Below are 21,240 nucleotides of genomic sequence, written 5' to 3'. Positions count from 1 at the left end.
CCAACCATTTTTACCCTAAAACTCTTCTGTTTCCCTCTTTTCTTACATCTTCAAAATTATCGAGATAATCAAGGTAGGCAACTAAGTATTTGCGGCTGATATCGAAGTGCTCTTTAAAGGCTTTGATGTCGATGCCGTTTTCTTTGCGCATAATGTCTCTTAGATGCGCCATCATGGCACTTAATGCAATGGTGGTGACAAAGAGGTTATGCTCTAAGCGTACGACCTTTTTAGCACGGGTGAGGCTTTTGAGTGCATCATCACCCATTTTACGGTCGATGTCGAGTTCATCGTAAATGTTATAGGGTGCTTCGGGTGTAAATTCAGCTTTGAGCAAGGTGTCATAGAGTTTATCTTCGATAAGGGTTTCGATATTGTCGATATCGATTTGCGCATTTTTATAGACACCATTCACAAAATCAAGGATACCTTCATCACAAAGATTTTGTAACACACTCTCCACTAAAGCAACACTCGCCCATTTGAGTTTTAAAGAGAGAGAGTTCGCTGAGAGGAGGGCATATGCATTTTTAGCGTAAATGGCTTGAACGATGCGTCCCAACTCTTCTTGCATCGTTATAGGGTAGAGGACTAAGCCCTTTTCATCGACAAAAACATCACTCATTTCGTTGGCAATCTCTTTGGCTTCTTCGTGGTTCAGTCCAAAGCGTTGATTAGACGAGATGAGTCCAAAACCGTGCTTGTGCATTTCCACTAAAATGGTAAATGTCGTTTTAAAATCTTTAGTATCCAGTGCTTTGAGAAGCTCTAATTTAACCCTTTTCTTCATCGGGTCATTGATTGGGTTCAGTACGCGTCCACCACCGATTGTGCGACCACTGGAGCAGAGGATAAACGGCTCATCGTGGACTAAAAAGAGTTTATGGTTAAATTGCAGTTTAGCATAGCCTTTGTCCGCTTTATCGTCATGTTCGTAAAACAAAATGCGTGCTTCCACTTGCTTCGTACCCACATACAAAATCACTTTAGCATTGTGTTTGAGAGAATGTCCTCCAATGCTTTCAACCCACACATCGGCACAGTCAAAGCCACGAATAAACCCTTTTTTGCACAGCAATGCCCCTTTTTCGAAAGAGGTTTTTTGAGCATTTTGAAGATTAATTGCGGTTCGCTGAGAGGAGTAGGCACTCTCAACGTCGTGGTCGTGGACTTGAAGGTTACGGATGACGAACTCTTTCTCCAGTTCAGGTGCAAAAAGCTTTTCACCGACTTTAATGGTTCCATCAAGCACTGTTCCCGTCACAACCGTTCCCGCTCCTGCAATGGAGAAAGAGCGATCGACGTAGTAACGAAAAAGTCCATTACTTTTTTTAGGCGTTACGGGTAGCGCAAAAAGCGCGTTTTTAAGGGTTTGAATGGAGGAAGGCTCATAAATACTGACGGGGATAATCTCTACCAAATGAAGGTTTTTCAATGTTTTGAGATGTTCGGTGATTTCGTATTTTTGTTGTTCAAGAATCTCTGGGGTTGCAAGATCTTTTTTAGTCAGTGCTACGATAATATTCTTTACATGTAAAAGATTTAAGATCTCTAAATGCTCTTTGGTTTGTGGCATAATACCTTCATTGGCATCAACCACCACCAAGCTTGCATCAAATCCAAACGCTCCAGCAATCATATTTTTTAACAGCTTTTCATGCCCTGGAACGTCGATAAACGCGACGTTTTTGGTCTCATCTTGCATACTGGAAAAACTGAGGTTGATGGTGATGCCTCGACGTTTTTCCTCTTCTAAACTGTCCCCCTCAAAGCCTGTAAGCGCGGTTATAAGGGCTGTTTTACCATGATCGACGTGTCCTGCGGTTCCAATGATGCTATATTCCATTACTGCTTGCCTACAATACTTTTGATGATTTCAATGAGTTTTTCTTCAATGTTTGGAAGAATGGTGCGAAAGTCGAGCAAAAATTGATCATTTTCAATGCGCCCGATGACATGCTTTTCACGAAATTGTCTCTCCAACGCAGTCGCTTTACCCTTTACATGTAAAGCGATTGTGGGGAAGCGTCGGTTGGGCAATGTACCTCCGCCCATGTACGTTTCACTCTCGATAACTTCACATGTATTTTTGCCGACACTCTCTTTGACATGTAACGCTCTTTGCTTCAATGCTTCGACACTTCGAAACAGAAGCCAAAGGGTAGGAATTTGCTCATACTCTTCTGCCAGATACGCTTTGATGCTCTCTTCAAGTAAGCTCAGCGTGATTTTATCGACACGAAGCATACGAAGAAGTTGGTTCTTTTTCAATTTTGCGATCAAATCAGCGCGTCCCGCGATAATGCCCGCTTGTACACTTCCAAAGAGTTTGTCACCGCTAAAGCTAATCAAGGAAGGATGACATGCAAGAATTTCTTCTAAGGAGTGCTCACGGTTACCGAGGTTGTAGGGCAGTTTGGGGACATAGCCGCTTCCTAGATCGTAGTAGTCCAAAAGATTATTGTTTGAAGCCAGTTGTTTGAGTGTTTCATACTCTACCGCTTCGCTAAAACCTTCGATAGAGAAGTTGGACTGATGCACTTTCATCAGCATTGCCGTGTTTTGATTAATGGCGTTGGCGTAGTCGATGATTTTGGTTTTATTGGTTGCTCCAACTTCATTCAAAATAGCGCCACTTTGTTTCATCACTTCAGGGATGCGAAAGCTGCCACCGATTTCAACAAGCTCACCTCGTGAAACGACCACTTCTCTGTTCTTGGCAAAAGTATTTAAGATCAAAAAAACGGCTGCGGCATTGTTATTGACGACCAGTACATCTTCAACATTCAAAAGTTCTTTCAGATGCGTGCTAACATGTTCGTAGCGCTCTCCGCGACTTCCTAATGCGACGTTATACTCTAAATTAGAGTAGTTGCAGATGACTTCGCTCGCGCGATCCAGCAAGGCTTTAGAGATGAGGCTTCTGCCCATATTGGTGTGTAAAATAACACCTGTGGCATTGATGAGGGGTATCAAGGAAGGCTCAAAAAGGGCATCATATGCCTTTTTGATCTCGTGCATCAAAGCTTCTTCATCAAAGCTTTCGATCTCTTTGTGGATTAGTTTTTGGCGTATTTCTTCGATTTTTGTTCTAGCAATTTTCATCACTAAGGTTGCATTACAGCCTTCAAAAAGGGAGTGTGCAACGCATTTGTCTACTTTAGGAAGGGCTCTTAGGCTATTCATGCATTCACCGGAAGCGGTAGTTTGGTCTCATCAAAAAGGTATTTTTTGTTTTGAATCTTCGTTAGAATTCCTTGGTCACTCAGTTGTTTAAAGAGTTTAATAACCGTAGGTTTACTCACATTAACTTGTTCCATAATCTCGCTATACGAATAGTTGAGTATGTTCTCATAGTCCAAATTTTTAATGATAAATCGAATGATCTCCACTTGCTTACTATCGGTTACGGCAGAAATGGTTTTGATGATATTGTAAGAGCGCTCAATCTCTTTGGCTTGAATTTTAGGAAGCAGCACATCGTGTAAGGAATTTAAAAGTTCTTTGATGTTAACGGGTTTGATGATGTAATTATCGACATGGAGTTTAATCGCATCAAGTAGATATTCCGTATCGGTAAAAGCGGTCGTCACAATGCAGGGAAGTTCAATTTCAAGATCATCTTTGAGGGTACGCAAGAAGTCAAGACCATTACTGTATTTGAGGTGAATATCGGCGACGATGACGTCTATTTTTTCGCTTTGTATAATTTTCAAAGCTTCTTCAATGGTTTGAACGGGGTAGATTTTTTTCACAAAATCTTCAAGAACAGCTGTCGTGTGCTTCAGTAGATCAGCCTCGTCTTCAATGTAAAGAATCGTGAAGCTCCCAAGTAATTCAAAATTGCGCTTGTTCATCGTCATCACCCTCATTTGTATTGATGTAATTTTTTGGTATTTCTATCGTAAACATCGTACACGCCCAAAAAAGTTTTGTTCCTAATTTATGGCGAATATTTTTACATGTAATCTTACCGTGCATATGTTTTTCGACCATCTGTTTGGACATATAAAGCCCAATTCCAGTACCTACACTCTTGTGTTTGGTCGTAAAATAGGGGTCAAAAACTTTGGGTATTATATCACTTTTTATTCCACCACCATTATCAATAACATTGATGTAAATACGCTCAGAATTTTGCTTGGCAATGATATGTATGATCTTGGCTGATTGATCGGTTTTGGTTGCTAAAATATCTTTAGAATTGCCAATAAGATTGAGCAAAACATGGATCAGTTCATTTTTAAAGCCAAAGACTTCTAGATCATCTTTGATAAACAATTCAAGGGTGATTTCCTCACGCTCTAGTTGATATTTGGAGAGGTCAATCGCTTTTTGAATGACAGCGTTGATGCTAAACTCTTTTTTACTTTTGTTCGGATTAAAGAAGGTACGAAAATCTTCTAAGGTATCTGACATCGTGGAAGAGAGCAGTTGTGCATCTTTAACACGTGAAGCAATGAAGGTTTCATCGAGTTTCTTGGCAAAAAATTTGCTTTCAAAACTTTGGATAATCATCATCAAAGACCCCAGCGGTTGCCTCCATTGATGGGCAATGTTTTGCAGCATTTCGCCCAGACTCGCAAGTCTGGCTTGTTGGAACATAATATTGTCTTTTTTACGGCTATTTTCGACTTCACGTCTGATGCGAAGTTCGAGCGAATCATTGAGATCACGGAGTTCTTTGGTTTTAATCAAGACGTTCTCTTCAAGGTAATTGTGCAGATTTTTAAAATGGTTGATGATGATGAGAAGCACCATGGTAATAAAAAAGAAGATCATACCGATGAGAAGAATGAGCATCACCGTACTGGTTTGAAAGAGACTGTCATTGACCTGTTTTTCGGTAATGGACTGTTTAAGATGCGTGGTAATCAGGCTAGAGAGGTAGATATTCAAAGAGTTGGTTTCTAAAAGAATATCGTCGATTAAAAAACTAGCTTGCTCATTTTTAGAGTATTTTAACAGTTCAAGCATAATATTGATTTTGCTATCGATATTTTGCATTTTGACACTCACCTTTTCCACAATACCTTGTTGAAAGAGTGTTTTTTCAGGAATATCGGGAGTCACCAAAAAGAGGCTGAGCCATTTACTCGCGTAATAAGGAAGCCCACCAATATGGCGATTGGTGGCAAATTGGTAGCTATTCCATTGTTTGTGGATGATCTGTTGACTCAGATAGATGACTTCAATAGCATCATCATTACTAATCTGCTTTTCGCGTATGTCATGGAGTGTTTCAGCGATATTGACTCTGTAACTGTCTTTAATCTCTTCCAAATCAACTTGAGGTTGGGTGTGTTTTTGAAACAGTGTCTCGTAGTCATATTTGAGCGCAAAAATAGAGACGAACATCAAAAAACCAATCGTCATCGTGCCACTTAAGATGATAAAGATGAGAATTTTTGTTTTATTGGAAAACTTGATCGTTTCTAGTTTTTGGTTAATAAATTGAAAGAAAGTCATCTTAATACTCATACTTTTGAATAATCTCAAATTTGCCATTGACGTAGTTTGAAAGATACACTTGGTTTAAAAGTTGAGCATTGTGGTACAAAAGAGGAATGTTATCCAGTGTGCGAGGTGAAACATGTTTGAGTTTGTCTAGAAATTTGCTACGGGTAATGGTTCCGTTAATCGATCGCAGTGCTGCAACGGTTGTTTTGGCGGAAAGGTACGCTTCGTATGAGACCAAAGAAGGTTTCTCCTCAGGGTAGTAAAATGCGAGGTTTCTGAGGTACTCTACCGCTTCTTTGGAGTAAAAATCATCATAAGAGGGAACGGTTTGCGAGAAGAGAATATTGTCGCCTTTTCCCTGTAGTTCTCCCATTAAAGCATCTGCATTGACAAAGGAAATGGGACAAAAAATAATTTTGGAAGAACCATACTCTTTGACTTTCTCAATAAAACGTGCCGTTGGTTTATACGCACCGACTAAGATGATAGCTTCAGGTTTTGCCGCTTCAATTTCATGGATGGCATGACGAATGGAGAGGGTATTACGTTTGTAGGTGCCTTCTGCGATAAGTGATAAGTTGCGTTTGGAGAGTGCGTTTGTGAGTGCGATGTACCCCTCTTCTCCATAGTCATCATTTTGATAGAAGATCGCAAAGCGCGTAATGTTTTTTTGCTTCGTAAGATACTCCACTAAGGCATCAAGCTCATTGGTATACGAGCTTCTAAAATTAACAATGTTATCGGTATCTTTGGTACGTAAAAACGAAGCACCCGTGTAGGGCGCAATGAAAGGAATGTTGCTTTCTATAATGAGGGGAAGTACTCGTTTAACCGTTGGTGTGCCTACAAAGCCAAAAAGAGCAAAAACTTCGTCTTTGGTAATAAGTTTGATCGTGTTACTAAACGTATTTTCTGGCTCATATTTATCGTCATATTGGATAAATTCTATCTTTTTACCTTGAATACCACCTCTAGCGTTGGTATGGCTAAAATACGTATTTGCACCCACAACAATATCTTTCCCTAAATGGCTATTGATACCGCTTAGCGGAAGTGAAGCGCCCAATAGAATCGTATTTTTTTCATAGGTTTGATACTGTGGAGCGACCATAAAATAAAATAGGATAAGAAATAGAGCAAAAAAGCTCATTATCAGAAAGTTTTTGTTTACCAAAATAAAGTCACCTTCATTATTTGATGATAGCTATTATAGCGGAAGAAGATTAACGCAACCTATAGTGAAAGAAGCCCCTATAATTTGTTATATAAATATATATATAACGATATTCAAGCGGATAAACTTTCTCTTGTTAAGATCCGTTTAAACCAATTCATTTTACAATTAGGTAAACAATGATTTACCAATATGGGAAACAAAATGCAAAAAGAATATATTTTTTACGATAACATCGGCTTAGATTTTCCACTGAGTGAAGAGATAGAGCTTGTCAAAGTGGCTTCTAAAGGCGAGTATCTTGTCTCCAATCACCCTGAGGCAGAAGCGATTATTTACGCGCCAGAGATCAATTTTTACCTCAAACAATCCAATGATACCATTGCACAAAAAATAAATAATGTTACAAAACTTTACGCGATGCGTGCGCTTGGATTTGATTTTGCACAAGATATGGACTATTCACAAGAGGTCGGCGGTAAGGTTTTAATCGTCAGTGAAGATGCAAGCCATGAAGCATTGAAAGAGGAGTTAAGAGAGGATGATTTTACGGTCATGCTTCTTTCCCCTTCGATGATTTTAGATGTGAATGGACACATTGGGGATTTACATGTAACGCTGAAAAAAGAGGATGAACTTCTTGAATTAGAGTGCGATCAGATCATTTGGTGGAATGCTCCTAGTTTTGCCATGAAACAAAGTGGTGTGTATGACCCAGCACTTCTTGGTTTAGAAGGTGCGCTCAAAAAGCTTCGTGACAACAAAGGTGAGTACCACTATAAAAATTATATTAATTACGATCCTTCCATTTGTCAGTATCATGAAAGACGCGAAGAGATTTGCGGCAAATGTGCTGAGGTTTGTCCCACCGTCGCTATTTTGAAAGAAGATGAAACGAAGCATTTAGTCTTTTCGCACATTGATTGTCATGGATGTGGTGGATGTATTAGCGTATGCCCCAGTGGCGCGCTTGATTATACCCAAATGCCACGCATTGCTTTTTCACATTTATGTGCGTATTTTAAAGGTGCAACGGCACTGATTATTCCTCATAAAATGGATTTAGGCTTGATTGATATTCCTCTGTATGAGGGCGTATTGCCTTTAATGATCGAAGGTGAGAAGTATTTGCACGAAGCGCATTTAATGACGCTTTTGCAAACCAGTGGCAATCCAATTATCTTTTACACGGACTTTATCTCGAAAGGCACGGGCGATGTCATTCGCATGATCAATGAGATTTTTGAGCGAAAGTACCATAAAAAAGCGATCTATGTGTGTGAAGACACAGCTGATTTAGCGCGTATTTTTGAAACGATGGAAAGTTTTCCTGAGTGTATGTATGGCATCAATGAGGATGGACTTCGCAAACGTGAAATTTTCTCTGCACGCCTTGCTCACTTAGTGGGTGATGAAGATTTAGGTGTGGTTAAAGCGGGTGAGCATGTTCATTACGGTGACATCAAAATTGATGAGAGTAAATGTACATTGTGCCTTAGTTGTGTGGGTGCTTGTAATGTTCGCGCTTTAACGGCTCATCCAGAAGACAATTCCCTTCGTTTTAATGCTTCGATTTGTACAAATTGTACCTATTGTGAAGTGACCTGTCCTGAGCAAGAGTGTTTAACCGTTGTGCGCGATGAGATCAGTTTGAAACCAAGTTGGTTTAGCCAACGTATTATGGCAAAAGACGAACTTTTTACCTGTCTTGAGTGTGGAATGCCGTTTGCGACCGTTAAAGCCGTTGAAAAAATTGCAGCGGTCATGACACCACTTTTTGGCAATGATGAGGTAAAACTCCGAACACTCTACTGCTGTGCGGCATGCAAACCCAAAGTGATGTTTAAAGCACACATGGAAAACGAAATGAAAGGAATGAACGTATGAATAAAGAGGCGATCAATAAAGCAAGAGCCGTTTATTATGGGCTCTTTGCCTCCCTTTTAACGTTTTTTGACAATTCAAGTGATCTTGGAATGATTCAAAAAACGATTGATGTACTAGCGCAGAATCCACTGGATGAAGAGAGTCATTTGGCGTTTAGCAATATGCAAAATTTGCTTATTACTGGAGGCTATACGCTTTTAAAAGAGGAAAGCGACAAAGTCTTTTTTAGTCCCTATTCAGCGTATATTCCTGTCACCGCTTCGTTTTTTGTAGAGAACAGAGACGATGGCAAAATGCGTCAAGAAATGGTGAAATATGTTTTAAGTTCCAATTATAGACGCGATAACGAAAAATTTAAAGAGTTAGAAGATCACATCGGTTTTATTGTTTTGTTTATGCAAAAAATGATCGAAGATGAGTTATTGGGTAATGAGAAGAGCGCACAACTAGGACGTGAAGTTTTTGAGAAGATTTTAAATCCCTTTATTGATGAGTTTATCGCCGCCCTTCATATCCATGAGGACAGCCATTTTTACGAAGATGTCGCAATCATTATGCAATCGTTTGTCGCGCTTGAGAGGCTTTATCTGGATGTGAAAAAACCATTACGCGAGAGTGAAGCGCCAAGAGTGTTTACCAAAGAGTTTAAGAAACCCCATAAACCACTGACGCCAAGACCGAAGAAAAATATGGAAGAGTTTGTCCTTTAAAAAACTCTTGATACGTCTTTAAAGCAAAGCTCTAAAGACTACGTTAACACTGGGCAATCTTTAGCAGAAAGCCCACGCACCTTTGGTGCTCTATGTTCTATTAATATGCTTATTTTGCATAGTTAAAATCTTTACATGTAAAGAGGTTGAGCTAAGGAAATCACGGTTTTTTTAGCTCTCTCTTTGTACTCCAAAGAGAAATTCTGCAAGGAGAAAATGACCATGCAAGATCAAAGAAGGAGTTTTCTTAAAAAAACTCTAGGCGCAAGTGCTGTTGTTGCCGCTGTTGGCGTTAGTGCAATTGCTAACGAAAGCGGTGTCACAATAGCAGGAAGTAATGGTGTTGTTAAGGGAAAATCGAAGAAAAAAGAGATTCTCTACAAAAAAACAGCTAATTGGGACGCGTATTATCACGCGGCAGTCTAAGGAGATTAGATGAGTAAAGAGATGTTAAAAGACGCCTCTTTGCACATGGGAAGACGATCATTTCTTAAAATGGCAGCGATCGGAGCGAGTTTTGGAGCAGGCAGTGCGTTTGCATCCAGTGATTCAATCAGACCAGCTACCGAAGAAGAAGTGAAAAATCCATTCCCAGGTTCGAAGAAAGTCAAAACGATTTGTAGTATTTGTTCTGCAGGTTGCGGTATTATCGCTGAAGTTCAAAATGGTGTGTGGGTTCGCCAAGATGTGGCACAAGATCACCCGATTAGTCAAGGTAGTCATTGTTGTAAAGGTATTGACCAGATTGATTTGATTAAGAGCAAACAACGTATTAAGTATCCTTTGAAAAAAGTCGATGGAAAATGGCAACGTATCAGTTGGGATCAAGCCGTTAACGAGATTTCAGACAAGATGCTTAAAATGCGCGCCGAAAATGGCCCAGACATTGTAGAGTTTCTAGGTTCTGCAAAATTCAGCTTGCAACAATCTTTCTATTTTAGAAAATTTGCTGCAATGTGGGGAACAAACAATATAGATCACGTCGCTCGAATTTGACATAGTGCTTCCGTCGCAGGTGCTGCGAATACATTTGGATACGGTGCTATGACACAACAATTTGGTGATGCGGTTAATGCAAAAGTCATTATGATGATTGGTGCAAACTCAGCGGTTGCGAACCCTATTGGATTTAAACACTTCTTACAAGCAAAAGATCGAGCTGGAACGAAATTGATCGTTGTTGATCCAATTTATACCAGAAGTGCTGCAAAAGCAGATCTTTACCTACGTATTCGTTCAGGTACAGATATCGCGTTTGTGTACGGTATGCTTCACATCATCTTTAAAAATGGTTGGGAAGATAAAGAATTTATCGACACACGCTCTTATGCGATGGATCAAATCCGTGCAGAAGCTGCTAAATGGACACCAGAACTCACTTCTGATGTTACAGGCATCCCGGTCGATCAAATCATTCAAGCAACAACACTTTTTGCTAAAAATACTCCAAGCGCTATTGCATGGTCACTGGGTATTACACAACACAGTGTTGGTTCATCGAATACCAGAATCCTTCCAATCCTTCAAATTGCTCTTGGCAATATGGGTAAAAAAGGTGGTGGTCTTTACATCATTCGTGGACATGACAACGTTCAAGGCGCAACCGATATGGGTAACCTTGCAGACTCACTTTCAGGCTATTATGGTCTTGATGATGGTGCTTGGAAATACTTCGCGCAGTCTTGGGGTGTGGATTACGAATGGCTCAAAGGCAGATTCTTTGAGAAAAAATGGATGAATGAAAAAGGTTACTCGCTTTCTCAATGGTGGCAAGGTGTTCTTCAAGAGGTAAAAACATACTCTTCGAGCCCTGTTCGCGCTGTTTGGATTCAAGGAACGGGTATTACTTCCATGTCTCAACAAGCGAAAATTAAAGAAGCATTGGACAAACTTGATCTTGTGGTTATTGCAGAGCCATTTGTCAATGAAGCCGCTGTGCTTAGCAGTCGCAAAGATGGCATTTACATTCTTCCAGTGGCAACACAATTTGAGTCTGAAGGAACCGTAACTGCAACAAACCGTTCATCTCAATGGAGAACCAAAGTCGTTGAGCCTCTTTATGAGAGCAAAACAGATGAAGAGGTTATGTTCCTTTTTGCGAAAAAATTTGGCTTCTATGACCAGTTTGTTCAGGGTATGAAGATGGATGTCAAAGATGGCAAAGTCGTTCAAGTGAAAAATGACTTTAAATGGCCAGATGATGCGCAAAGAGAAATCGCCAGAACGATCAAATCGATTGGTCTAAGCGGTTGGACACCTGAGCGTCTTCGTGCACACCAAGAGAACTGGCACATGTTCGATCCTGTTACCTTAGAAGGACAAGGACCGATGAAAGGTCAGTATTATGGACTTCCATGGCCGTGTTGGGATGACAAACACCCGGGCTCTCCGATTCTTTATCGTCGTGATGTGCCTGTGGCTGAGGGCGGTATGGGCTTTAGAAATCGCTTTGGTTTAGAGCACAATGGTGTCAGCCAATTGGCCGATAAGAGTGTCACGGTTGCGGGCTCAAAAGTCGAGGGTGGTTATCCACAACTTACCAAAGAGAACATCGAAAAAGTGCTTGGCATTACTTTAACTGAAGAAGAAAAAGCGCAAATGGGTGGAAGCTGGGCGATGGACTTTAGTGGACTCATTCAGCAAAAAGCACGTGAAGCAGGGGTTTGTGTGTATGGAAATGCAAGAGCACGTACGATTGTTTGGGAATTCCCAGATCCAGTACCATTGCATAGAGAGCCGATCCACTCACCACGCTGGGATTTGGTCGCGAAATATCCGACCTATGATGATCAGCCTAAAAACTTCCGTGTTGAGACAAAATTTAAGTCTGAGCAACAAAAGCAAGACTGGTCTAAAGAGTTCCCAACCATGTTGGTCAGTATGAGAGTTGTTAACCTCTCCGGTGCGGGTATGCTAGAGCGAACCAGTAAATACCTCTCCGCCATTACGCCAGAGATGTTCTGTAACATTCACCCAGATTTGGCACTGAAACATGGCATTAAAGATCGCGATATGATGTGGATTCACGCGCCTCAAGGTACAAAAATTAAGGTTAAAGCATACCATAATCACAGTGTAACACCGGATCGTATCTGTATGCCGTACAACTTTGCGGGTATTTTCCAAGGAATCGATTTGAGTGCGAATTATCCAGAAGGTACGAAGCCGTATGCTATCGGTGAGAGTTCAAATACTATCACAAACTATGGTTTTGATGTGATCACACAAATTTCAGAGTTCAACGCCGGTCTATGCCGCGTCGAGAAAGCATAGGGGGTGGATGATGAGTGAATTATCAAGAATGAAATTTTATTGTGATACGAATCGTTGTATCGAATGTTTTGCTTGTTCTGTTGCGTGTGCCGAAGCGCATGATCTTCCAACAGGTATTAGCCGACGTAAGGTCATTACATTGCAAGATGGTGTTGAGGGGAAAGAAATGTCAACCTCAATCGCTTGTATGCACTGTACCGATGCTCCTTGTGAGCAAGTCTGTCCGGTAGATTGTTTCTACATTCGTGAAGACGGTATCGTGCTTCATGATAAAAACAAATGTATCGGTTGTGGTTACTGCTTGTACGCATGTCCATTCGGTGCGCCGCAGTTCCCAAGAGATGGCGCATTTGGCGCTAAGGGAGCTATGGATAAATGTACGATGTGTGCTGGTGGACCGCTTGAGACAAACTCGGTTCATGAACGAGAACTTTACGGTCAAAACCGTATCGCAGAGGGGAAAGTACCGATGTGTGTCAAACGAACTGCTAAACTGGTCAGTAGAAAATGTAATTTGAGAGTTGCATTTTGATTTAAAACCTTAAAGAACCAAGTTAAATTGGTTAAACTCCATTTTCAATTTTTTGGAAAGGAGTTGAATGTTAAAAAAAGGTGAAATTAAAATGATAAAGAAGTTTTTAGCTGAAGGGTTTAGTAAAAGTGCCATTGCTAGAAAGTTAGGTATTTCAAGAGAAACTGTAAGGCGCTATGCCAATCTTCCAGATGATTATATTCCCCATATCAATAGACCTCCTGTGATTAACAGTGTTGATCCTTATTTGCCACATATCGCCAAGATGTTAGAGACGGCAGAGCAGCAGAAAAGTGAAATACCCTTAACCGTCATTTATGAAGAGATTAAGAAGCTTGGATATGATGGAAGTCTAAGGTGGCTTCAACAAGTCATACTAAGATATGAGCTTAGAGCTCGAGCCAAATTAGATGAGCCTATTATACGCTTTGAAACCAAACCAGCCCAGCAGATGCAAGTTGACTGGGTAGAGTTTCCCAAGGATAATTTATCCGCCTTTGTAGCGACGATGGGTTACTCTAGAGCATCTTATGTGGAATACGTTAATAATGAGAAGATTGAGACCTTGATAGGGTGCCATATGAACGCTTTTGCCTACTTTGGTGGTGTTCCAAAAGAGTGTTTATATGACAATATGAAAACTGTCATATTGTCACGAAATGACTATGGTAAGGTGATCATAGATTCAATCCCTTGTTTGCTGACTTTGCCAAACACTGTGGATTTAGTATCAAAGTATGCAAACCCTATCGCGCTAAAACCAAAGGAAAAGTTGAGAGATTTAACCATTATCTGCGGTATAACTTTCATAATGGATTACGAGTGAGACTCTCTATGAAACATTACACATTAACGCTTGATAATGCAAATGCGGAAGTTCTAAAATGGTTGGACAATACCGCCAATAAACGCATCCACCAAACGACATTACAGATGCCATTTGAGTTGTTAGCACAGGAGCAGTTACAGCTACTTCCTGTGCCTAAAGCCTATCAAGGAATCCACCCTAAAGCTTTGATTGAAAGTGTAGCTAAAAATATTCCCCAATCAATTCTCACAAAGACTTGGAAAAATTATATATCCCCAATAGAGACATTCAATGTTACGATGAGTTTATACCCATGGTTGCAAACATCATCCTTCCTGTTGGATTTTATGGTGGTGCATTATGGAGTTAGATACCTCTATCGATGAGTTATGTAAAGAACTCAAGCTCTCTATCATAGGCGAAAAATATCATGATATTGCCAGTATGGCAGCTAAAGAGAATTGGCAATATACACAGTTCTTGGAGGAGGTATTACGAGTGGAAGTAGATAATAGACTAGGAAGGTCTAAAAATATGTTGACCAAACTCGCAGGATTCCCAGTTATTAAGACATTAGAGCAGTTTGATTACACTTTCTCCGTTGGCGTGAACCGTAAACAGATTGAAGAACTCTCAAGCCTAATATTTGTTAAAAAGTATGAGAACATCATCCTCTTAGGTGAAAGTGGTGTGGGTAAAACACATCTTGCTATTGCGCTAGCACTCAAAGCGGTGCAACATCGCTATAAAGTAAGATTTACCACCATAAGTGAGCTTTTAAGTAATGCAAATAGAGCCAAAAAAGAGAAAAATATGATAGCTTCTTGAAATCTATCGCCTCTCCATCGGTACTTGTCATTGATGAGATTGGATATTTCAATATGAGCAAAGAAGAAGCCAATCACTTTTTTCAAATTATTTCTAAACGCTATGAAAAAAGCTCTACCATTTTTACTTCAAATCTTGTATTTAGTAAATGGGTTCAAGTCTTTGCAGGAGATAAAATCGTTACAACCGCTATATTAGATCGAGTGTTACATCACTCACATATCATCAATATTCAAGGAGATAGCTACCGACTTAAAGAGAAGAAACAAACAGGAGTTTTACACTCAGAAATCTATAAGTTTGAAGCTAAATCTTCAAACATAGAAGGTCAAAATCAAGAGGTGGTTTAAGTTTCAATTCGCAACTTTTTTACACTATAAACTGACCAGTTCTGCGCTTCGCTTGACAGCATCCATAATTTCATACATTCCGTATAATTCTGTATCTTGATATTTTATAAAAAGATTGGTTTTAGAGGCTAAAAGATCTGGAGCAGATGAAAATTGTTTTGTGCCCTTATAATTAACATAATTTCTCGTAGGATCCCAACCAGAAGATAAAACAGCTGAATTAACAGTACCATAAACATTTCGAATAACATTACCTGCTTTATCACCTTCATATAAATCTTGTCTATTGACACCAGAAACATTGTAAACAGATTCTGTAATTCTGAGTCTTAAGTCATCAGTATATTCATGATCAAAGCCTATTTTTCCATAGACTGCATAGGTATTACTTGTCGTACCATAGGTATCACTTTCTGCTGTATCTTGAGGATTGGCTTGACCATTGGTAACACCCATTACGACAAAAGAACTAATCGCAGGAATACGATAAAGTAATTCAATGTGAGTGCCTTGATCTTCAGCATCAACAGCTAAATTATTAATAAATGGATTTCTCATTACGTTTGCATTATCGGTTCTTCTATATTGATCATCACCATAGTCAATGTCATTAACACCAATTTTAATGGTTGCATCTTTCATAAAGCCAGATAGGAATCCGGGAGCGATAAAATCAAGGTTATCAATGGTTGCATAACCACCTTTAACATAAGTCTCATTGTGATGGTGAGATGCTAGCATAGTTTGTAACTTAACATTAAAGCCGCTCATCACTTTTGCATTGATATCTAAGTTGGCACTTGGCAAGCTTAAAGCTGACTCTGCATCACCAACTCCTGCACCTGTATTACCTGGAACATTCCATGTATTAGCATCAACATGAGGTGCATACTTAGAGGCACTCCACGCTTGGTCTATTCCTTGATAATAGAAAGATAAGTCAACTGCAAAACTGACTTCTGGTTTACCTTTAAAAGCAGAAGTGTCTTTTTCTGGTTCAAATTGTTGAACAATCTTAGCACTCGCCAAAGTGCCACAAACAACGGTACTTAAAAGTACAACAGCGAATTTTTTCATTGTAATTCCTCCAAAATTTAATTTCAGATAAATTATAACTTGTAACATTTATTTTTAAAATGGATTTTCATTATTAAAAATTGTACTTTTCGTCCAATTCATTTCGAAAGCTTTTAGGAGAAGTACCAACCTCTCTTTTGAAGAAACGACTGAAATAAGCGGGGTCGATAAAGCCTAAATGGTCAGCAATTTCATTGCAAGACATCGTGTCATATTTGAGAAGTCTTTTGGCTTCTTGTATTGTTTTTGAACGAATAAACTCACTGCAATTAAACCCGGTACTCTCTTTAATTGCTTGATTCAGCAATTTAATACTTGTTTTTAATTTTTTTGCATAGTAAGTCACAGGTGTGAGTTGATAGTTATTTTCATGCATAAGATCATTGAGCTTTGTAAAGAGTGTATTTGTCATGACAGATGCTGGTTTAGCAGGCAAGGCGCGTTTTACATAGATGAGCAAAATTTGAATGAGATTCGTAATCGTGCACTCTTTAAATGATTTTGTCATCCTATATTCTACATGTAAGCTTTTCAAAATAGTTTCAAAGGATAAAAATTCTGACTCGCTAACATTGACCGTATCAAAGTGGAAAATAGACAGATATTCAATAAATGACCTTTCTGAAAAGAAAGACATATCAAACTTGAGAAGATAACCATGAAGATTTTGTGTATATTCCCATCCATGGATTTGATTAGGAGATACTAAAAAAAATGAATTCTCGTGAATTTCATAACTTTGACAATCAACATAAAATGTTCCCTCTCCTTTAAAAATAAAGAAAAGCTCATAACAATCATGTTTATGCCTAGGCACAGGAGAAAGATAGTCTATTTTATCTATTTTAAAATGGTCTTCTTTAATCGTAAAGATAGGTAGTGTCATCATTCCCTCCTTATTTGGAAAAATTTGATGGATTAAAATGTATAGATACATTAAATTAGTTATATTTTTTTCGTCAGTAATGTGCAAAAAAAGAATAACGAAATCTTAATATTTCTATATTTTTGTGAAGTATATCAGATAGGTAAGTTCAATAGAAATGGATTTTAGAGAGAAATGATTGTACTTTTAAGCCCACATTTTGTACTAAAAGTGTCTTTTTAGTGTCTAAAATATACATTTTAGAGCGTTTTTATGGTACTTTTAGAACATAATTGTGTTTTTGTATTCTTATGCTTTTAGTATATTTAATAAAATATACTTGATATGGTTATGAAAAGTATATAACACTAGTTATTTGTGTTTGAAATAATTGATAGAAAAATGATAAATATAAAATTCGTCTATTTATAAGTGGGTAAATATAATATAAATTTATAGTCTATGATGAATATTGAAAAGAGAATTATTTATCTAAATAATATAGTGTATGCTCAAACTGTTCCATACTCGATAGCAGTTTTTGTGTAAAAAAGTCCTAATTTTTCTTCATTTAAAAGAGTAAAGAGTTTTTCACATTCTGCATCGCTTACGTTCATGATGATTTCAAGTGGTTCATCCGCAAGCTCAAAAAAGGTTGATGAATGGAGTTTTCCGTCACGACCGATCCCCTGTGCAGCGTTTAAAATCGTGACGCCTTTAATGCCAATTTTTTCGGTAACTTCAACGAGCCAATGGCTAATGTGCTCACCATTGGGGTGTTTGCGACTTTGTAATGTTGAAAAAATAAGTTGAAAACCTTTCATAAACTTCCTTTTTGAAGTAGGGTGTAACTGGCAATACCCAAAAATGTCATAGCGATAGAACCCATGACATGTAAAAGAACGGCAACGATACTCATACTAAGACGCCCTTCTTGAATAAGGGAGACGATCTCGGCACTAAACGTGCTAAACGTTGTAAGTCCGCCTAAAAAACCTGTGATGATGAAAAGTCGCCATTCTGGTGCTAAGGCTGTATTGGAAGCAAAAAAAGCAATGAATAATCCGATGAGATAACCGCCAATAAGATTGGCACTGAGTGTTCCAAGAGGAATGGACGGGTAAATGCTGTTCAGTTTTGTTCCTAAAAACCAACGCAAAAGTGCACCAAAACCAGCACCTGAAAAAATAGCCAAAACGGTATAAAACATCAAAGAGACCTTTGAGTGAATTTGATGAGATTATAACATAACTGCATTAAAAGAGATGAGAAAACCCATAATACATTAGTAAATCGCTTGGTATTATTGACAATAAAAAATAATTCTGCTATTATTTCGTCACTTTAAAACAAGGAGGTAAACCATGAAGTCTAAACAAGCCATTGTTCATGGAAAGAGTACTCATGTTTTTTGTCTGATGTGTTGCTAAAAAAACGTCTTACATGTAAAAAGAAATGCATTCAGTTGTGCAAAATTTCTTTGTGTAAGAGGCAAGTAGCGTTTAGCAGAGCTTTTGAGCTTGACTCAAGAGTCATCACAAGAGTTCTTTGAGAACTCCAGAAAAAAATCAGAAAGAAAAAACATGAAATTCTTATACACACAACGTCTTTTTTCATTAGCTGTTGCAGTTTTGGCACTTATCGTGCCTTCCATTCACGCCGCAGATATCTCCTTGCTTAACGTCTCGTACGACCCAACTAGAGAGTTTTACAAAGAGTATAACCAAGCCTTTGCTAAACATTGGAAAGAGATTAAAGGTGACAACGTAACCGTACGTCAGTCACATGGTGGTTCAGGTGCGCAAGCCAGAAGTGTTATCGATGGTTTGGATGCAGATGTGGTTACCTTAGCTCTTGCGTACGATGTCGATGCGATTGCTGAAAAAGCGCATGCGATTGATCCTAATTGGCAAAAACGATTTACTCATAACAGTGCCCCTTATACCTCTACCATTGTCTTCTTAGTACGAAAAGGCAATCCTAAAGGAATTCATGACTGGGATGATTTAGCAAAGCCCGATGTTAAAGTTATAACGCCCAATCCTAAAACTTCAGGTGGAGCACGTTGGAACCATTTAGCGGCGTGGGGCTATGGGCTTGAAAAATACGGCAGTGAAGAGAAAGCCAGAGAGTTTGTCTCTAAAATTTACGCCAACGTCCCCGTCCTTGACTCAGGCGCTAGAGGAGCTACCAATACCTTCGTTCAAAGAGGTTTGGGCGATGTCTTAATTGCTTGGGAAAATGAAGCGATCTTGTCAATTAAAGAATTAGGTCCCGATAAATTTGACATCGTTGTTCCCAGTATTAGTATTCTAGCTGAGCCAAGTGTGAGCATTGTGGATAAAAACGTTGAGAAAAAAGGAACGAAAGAGGTAGCAACCGCCTACTTAGAGTACCTCTACTCTAAAGAAGGACAGAGAATTGCGGCTAAAAATTACTACCGTCCAACCGATCCTGAAATTATTAAAGAGAGTGAATCAACATTTCCAAAACTAAAACTCTTTACGATTGATGCGCTCTTTAACGGATGGGGGGAAGCTCAAAAGAAACACTTTGCGGACGGTGGCGAGTTTGACAAGATCTTCGCTTCAATTAAGCGATGAAATGGCGCTTTAGAAAGCCCAGTGTTTTGCCAGGGTTTGGCTTAACGCTTGGCTTTAGCCTGACTTACGTAACCCTCCTAGTGCTCATTCCACTGGGAGGGTTACTGCTTTATACGACCAAACTTTCATGGAGCGAATTTAGTGCGGTCATTATAGACCCTAGAGTATTAGCTTCGTTTAAACTGAGTTTTGGAGCGAGTCTGATTGCGGCAGTTATCAACCTCTTTTTTGGACTAATTATCGCATGGGCATTAGCGCGTTATAACTTTTTGGGTAAAAAAATTGTTGATGCACTGGTTGATTTGCCTTTTGCCCTTCCCACAGCGGTTGCGGGTATTGCCCTTGCGGCTATTTTTGCACAAACAGGTTGGATTGGAAGACTCTTAGATCCCTTAGGCATCGTGATCGCCTATTCTAGGGCAGGTGTTGTGGTCGCACTCATCTTCATCGGGCTTCCTTTTGTGGTGCGTACCGTTCAGCCTGTCATTGAAGAGTTTGAAAAAGAGTTTGAAGAAGCAGCGACAAGTTTGGGTGCATCGTGGGTGCAAACGTTTACAAGAGTGATTTTACCCTCTTTATTGCCAGCACTTCTAACAGGATTTGCACTCTCATTTGCAAGGGCACTGGGAGAGTATGGTTCGATTATTTTTATCTCAAGCAATATGCCCTTTGTGAGTGAAATCGTGCCACTGATCATCGTAACTAAGCTTTCACAATTTGATTATGTGGGCGCAACAGCGGTGGGAACGGTGATGTTACTTGCCACATTTATCATTTTATTTTTGATCAATGCGATTCAGATTTACAGTCGTGAAAAAAGTTTATAGGAAGAGAAGATGCAAACAGAACATCGTTTAGAACCGAAGTGGCTGAAACCGCTTTTATTGGGTATTACGCTTCTTTTTTTAGGCATTTTTTTAGCGCTTCCTTTGGCGGTTGTTTTTAGTGAAGCGCTTGCAAAAGGGTGGAAAATCTACTGGGAATCTATCAGTGAACCTGACGCCATTGCTGCGATTAAGCTAACCCTTTTAGTCGTGCTCATTACCGTTCCGCTCAATACCGTTTTTGGTGTTGCCACGGCTTGGTTGATTGCCAAGTTTGAATTTCGGGGTAAAGGGTTTTTAATTACTCTGATTGATCTGCCTTTTGCCGTTTCACCCGTCATTGCAGGTCTGATTTTTGTGCTGTTATTTGGAAGTCAAGGTTGGTTTGGCGCGTGGCTTGGGGAGCATGATATACGCATTGTATTTGCCACACCCGGCATTATCCTTGCAACCTTGTTTATCACCTCACCGTTTGTGGCACGTGAGATCATTCCTTTGATGCAAGAGCAAGGCAAAGATGAAGAAGAATCTGCTTTAACGCTGGGAGCAACAGGGTGGCAAACCTTTTGGAAAGTGACGCTTCCTAACATCAAATGGGGACTGCTGTATGGCGTGATTTTAAGTAACGCCAGAGCGATGGGCGAGTTTGGTGCGGTTGCAGTTGTTTCAGGTCACATCAGGGGTTTGACTACCACAATGCCTTTACATGTAGAGATTTTATATGGCGAGTACCTTTTCACCGCGGCCTTTGCGGTTGCTTCACTTTTAACCCTTTTAGCACTGGTAACGTTGGTGCTAAAAAGTTTCATTGAGTGGCGCATCGGTAAAAAACGCTCACTCGCGCATTAA

General features: G+C 39.5%; 19 protein-coding genes and 1 pseudogene. 11 read left to right on the top strand and 9 right to left on the bottom strand.

The window, feature by feature from the left end; genetic code table 11:
* Positions 1-10: 10 nt before the first annotated feature.
* The 5 genes from selB to FA584_RS12580 are packed head-to-tail and all read right to left on the bottom strand — an operon-like array spanning position 11 to position 6,634.
* Positions 11-1,846 carry a selenocysteine-specific translation elongation factor gene (gene selB / locus FA584_RS12600; RefSeq protein WP_167749683.1) on the bottom strand — a complete coding sequence of 612 codons (1,836 nt, stop codon included), beginning with the start codon at positions 1,844-1,846 and terminating at the stop codon, positions 11-13.
* Positions 1,846-3,186: an L-seryl-tRNA(Sec) selenium transferase gene (gene selA / locus FA584_RS12595; RefSeq protein ID WP_167749682.1), complete on the bottom strand. Its 1,341-nt coding sequence runs from the start codon at positions 3,184-3,186 to the stop codon at positions 1,846-1,848. The genes selB and selA overlap by 1 nt, the downstream gene beginning before the upstream one ends.
* On the bottom strand, positions 3,183-3,857 hold the full coding sequence (locus FA584_RS12590) for a response regulator (RefSeq protein WP_167749681.1): 675 nt from the start codon (positions 3,855-3,857) through the stop codon (positions 3,183-3,185). The genes selA and FA584_RS12590 overlap by 4 nt, the downstream gene beginning before the upstream one ends.
* Positions 3,838-5,469, bottom strand: a complete 1,632-nt coding sequence (locus FA584_RS12585) for a sensor histidine kinase (protein WP_167749680.1) — start codon at positions 5,467-5,469, stop codon at positions 3,838-3,840. The genes FA584_RS12590 and FA584_RS12585 overlap by 20 nt, the downstream gene beginning before the upstream one ends.
* 1 nt (position 5,470) lies before the next feature.
* The gene (locus tag FA584_RS12580) at positions 5,471-6,634 is read right to left on the bottom strand and encodes an ABC transporter substrate-binding protein (protein ID WP_167749679.1); all 1,164 of its coding nucleotides are present in this window, start codon (positions 6,632-6,634) and stop codon (positions 5,471-5,473) included.
* A 204-nt stretch (positions 6,635-6,838) separates the two neighbouring features.
* Here FA584_RS12580 and FA584_RS12575 point away from each other — a divergent pair, with 204 nt between their 5' ends.
* From FA584_RS12575 to istB, 8 genes and pseudogenes are all read left to right on the top strand, one after another.
* Positions 6,839-8,521 (top strand): 4Fe-4S binding protein, encoded by a 1,683-nt coding sequence (locus FA584_RS12575; RefSeq protein ID WP_167749678.1) that lies wholly within the window; start codon positions 6,839-6,841, stop codon positions 8,519-8,521.
* On the top strand, positions 8,518-9,231 hold the full coding sequence (locus tag FA584_RS12570; RefSeq protein ID WP_167749677.1) for a TorD/DmsD family molecular chaperone: 714 nt from the start codon (positions 8,518-8,520) through the stop codon (positions 9,229-9,231). The genes FA584_RS12575 and FA584_RS12570 overlap by 4 nt, the downstream gene beginning before the upstream one ends.
* A 222-nt stretch (positions 9,232-9,453) precedes the next feature.
* On the top strand, positions 9,454-9,657 hold the full coding sequence (locus FA584_RS12565; RefSeq protein ID WP_167749676.1) for a Tat pathway signal protein: 204 nt from the start codon (positions 9,454-9,456) through the stop codon (positions 9,655-9,657).
* A 21-nt stretch (positions 9,658-9,678) separates the two neighbouring features.
* The gene (locus FA584_RS12560; protein ID WP_369805721.1) at positions 9,679-12,504 is read left to right on the top strand and encodes a formate dehydrogenase subunit alpha; all 2,826 of its coding nucleotides are present in this window, start codon (positions 9,679-9,681) and stop codon (positions 12,502-12,504) included.
* A 10-nt stretch (positions 12,505-12,514) separates the two neighbouring features.
* Positions 12,515-13,036, top strand: coding sequence for a formate dehydrogenase FDH3 subunit beta (gene fdh3B / locus FA584_RS12555; protein WP_167749674.1), 522 nt, complete (start codon positions 12,515-12,517; stop codon positions 13,034-13,036).
* 67 nt (positions 13,037-13,103) lie between these two features.
* On the top strand, positions 13,104-13,862 hold the full coding sequence (gene istA, locus FA584_RS12550; RefSeq protein ID WP_167749673.1) for an IS21 family transposase: 759 nt from the start codon (positions 13,104-13,106) through the stop codon (positions 13,860-13,862).
* Positions 13,859-14,230, top strand: coding sequence for a hypothetical protein (locus FA584_RS12545; RefSeq protein ID WP_167749672.1), 372 nt, complete (start codon positions 13,859-13,861; stop codon positions 14,228-14,230). The genes istA and FA584_RS12545 overlap by 4 nt, the downstream gene beginning before the upstream one ends.
* A pseudogene (gene istB / locus FA584_RS14935) lies at positions 14,205-15,022 on the top strand (IS21-like element helper ATPase IstB). The gene FA584_RS12545 and the pseudogene istB overlap by 26 nt, the downstream one beginning before the upstream one ends.
* Positions 15,023-15,046: 24 nt before the next feature.
* Here the strand turns inward: istB and FA584_RS12535 are convergent.
* The 4 genes from FA584_RS12535 to crcB form a co-directional block, all read right to left on the bottom strand.
* Positions 15,047-16,099 (bottom strand): hypothetical protein, encoded by a 1,053-nt coding sequence (locus FA584_RS12535; protein ID WP_167749671.1) that lies wholly within the window; start codon positions 16,097-16,099, stop codon positions 15,047-15,049.
* 73 nt (positions 16,100-16,172) lie between these two features.
* A complete protein-coding gene (locus tag FA584_RS12530) occupies positions 16,173-16,985 on the bottom strand; it encodes a helix-turn-helix domain-containing protein (RefSeq protein WP_167749670.1) in 813 nt (270 codons plus the stop codon).
* A 491-nt stretch (positions 16,986-17,476) separates the two neighbouring features.
* Positions 17,477-17,788 (bottom strand): DUF190 domain-containing protein, encoded by a 312-nt coding sequence (locus tag FA584_RS12525; RefSeq protein ID WP_167749669.1) that lies wholly within the window; start codon positions 17,786-17,788, stop codon positions 17,477-17,479.
* The gene (gene crcB, locus FA584_RS12520) at positions 17,785-18,174 is read right to left on the bottom strand and encodes a fluoride efflux transporter CrcB (protein WP_167749668.1); all 390 of its coding nucleotides are present in this window, start codon (positions 18,172-18,174) and stop codon (positions 17,785-17,787) included. Before crcB ends, FA584_RS12525 begins: the two co-directional genes overlap by 4 nt.
* A gap of 373 nt (positions 18,175-18,547) precedes the next feature.
* Here crcB and FA584_RS12515 point away from each other — a divergent pair, with 373 nt between their 5' ends.
* From FA584_RS12515 to cysW, 3 genes are read left to right on the top strand one after another with little or no spacing between them, the layout of a single operon-like run.
* Positions 18,548-19,567, top strand: coding sequence for a sulfate ABC transporter substrate-binding protein (locus FA584_RS12515; RefSeq protein WP_167749667.1), 1,020 nt, complete (start codon positions 18,548-18,550; stop codon positions 19,565-19,567).
* On the top strand, positions 19,564-20,394 hold the full coding sequence (cysT, locus tag FA584_RS12510) for a sulfate ABC transporter permease subunit CysT (protein WP_167749666.1): 831 nt from the start codon (positions 19,564-19,566) through the stop codon (positions 20,392-20,394). The genes FA584_RS12515 and cysT overlap by 4 nt, the downstream gene beginning before the upstream one ends.
* Positions 20,395-20,403: 9 nt before the next feature.
* On the top strand, positions 20,404-21,240 hold the full coding sequence (cysW, locus tag FA584_RS12505) for a sulfate ABC transporter permease subunit CysW (RefSeq protein WP_167749665.1): 837 nt from the start codon (positions 20,404-20,406) through the stop codon (positions 21,238-21,240).

Source organism: Sulfurospirillum diekertiae (assembly GCF_011769985.2).
Lineage (GTDB): Bacteria > Campylobacterota > Campylobacteria > Campylobacterales > Sulfurospirillaceae > Sulfurospirillum > Sulfurospirillum diekertiae.
Note: the sequence above shows the minus strand (reverse complement) of the source record. Positions and strands in the feature narration are given on the sequence as shown.

Coding starts and splice junctions, on each gene's coding strand:
- selB (WP_167749683.1), bottom strand. CDS start 1,846: ATGGAATATAGCATCATTGGAACCGCAGGACACGTCGATCATGGTAAA.
- selA (WP_167749682.1), bottom strand. CDS start 3,186: ATGAATAGCCTAAGAGCCCTTCCTAAAGTAGACAAATGCGTTGCACAC.
- FA584_RS12590 (WP_167749681.1), bottom strand. CDS start 3,857: ATGAACAAGCGCAATTTTGAATTACTTGGGAGCTTCACGATTCTTTAC.
- FA584_RS12585 (WP_167749680.1), bottom strand. CDS start 5,469: ATGACTTTCTTTCAATTTATTAACCAAAAACTAGAAACGATCAAGTTT.
- FA584_RS12575 (WP_167749678.1), top strand. CDS start 6,839: ATGCAAAAAGAATATATTTTTTACGATAACATCGGCTTAGATTTTCCA.
- FA584_RS12570 (WP_167749677.1), top strand. CDS start 8,518: ATGAATAAAGAGGCGATCAATAAAGCAAGAGCCGTTTATTATGGGCTC.
- FA584_RS12565 (WP_167749676.1), top strand. CDS start 9,454: ATGCAAGATCAAAGAAGGAGTTTTCTTAAAAAAACTCTAGGCGCAAGT.
- fdh3B (WP_167749674.1), top strand. CDS start 12,515: ATGAGTGAATTATCAAGAATGAAATTTTATTGTGATACGAATCGTTGT.
- istA (WP_167749673.1), top strand. CDS start 13,104: ATGTTAAAAAAAGGTGAAATTAAAATGATAAAGAAGTTTTTAGCTGAA.
- FA584_RS12535 (WP_167749671.1), bottom strand. CDS start 16,099: ATGAAAAAATTCGCTGTTGTACTTTTAAGTACCGTTGTTTGTGGCACT.
- FA584_RS12530 (WP_167749670.1), bottom strand. CDS start 16,985: ATGACACTACCTATCTTTACGATTAAAGAAGACCATTTTAAAATAGAT.
- FA584_RS12525 (WP_167749669.1), bottom strand. CDS start 17,788: ATGAAAGGTTTTCAACTTATTTTTTCAACATTACAAAGTCGCAAACAC.
- crcB (WP_167749668.1), bottom strand. CDS start 18,174: ATGTTTTATACCGTTTTGGCTATTTTTTCAGGTGCTGGTTTTGGTGCA.
- FA584_RS12515 (WP_167749667.1), top strand. CDS start 18,548: ATGAAATTCTTATACACACAACGTCTTTTTTCATTAGCTGTTGCAGTT.
- cysT (WP_167749666.1), top strand. CDS start 19,564: ATGAAATGGCGCTTTAGAAAGCCCAGTGTTTTGCCAGGGTTTGGCTTA.
- cysW (WP_167749665.1), top strand. CDS start 20,404: ATGCAAACAGAACATCGTTTAGAACCGAAGTGGCTGAAACCGCTTTTA.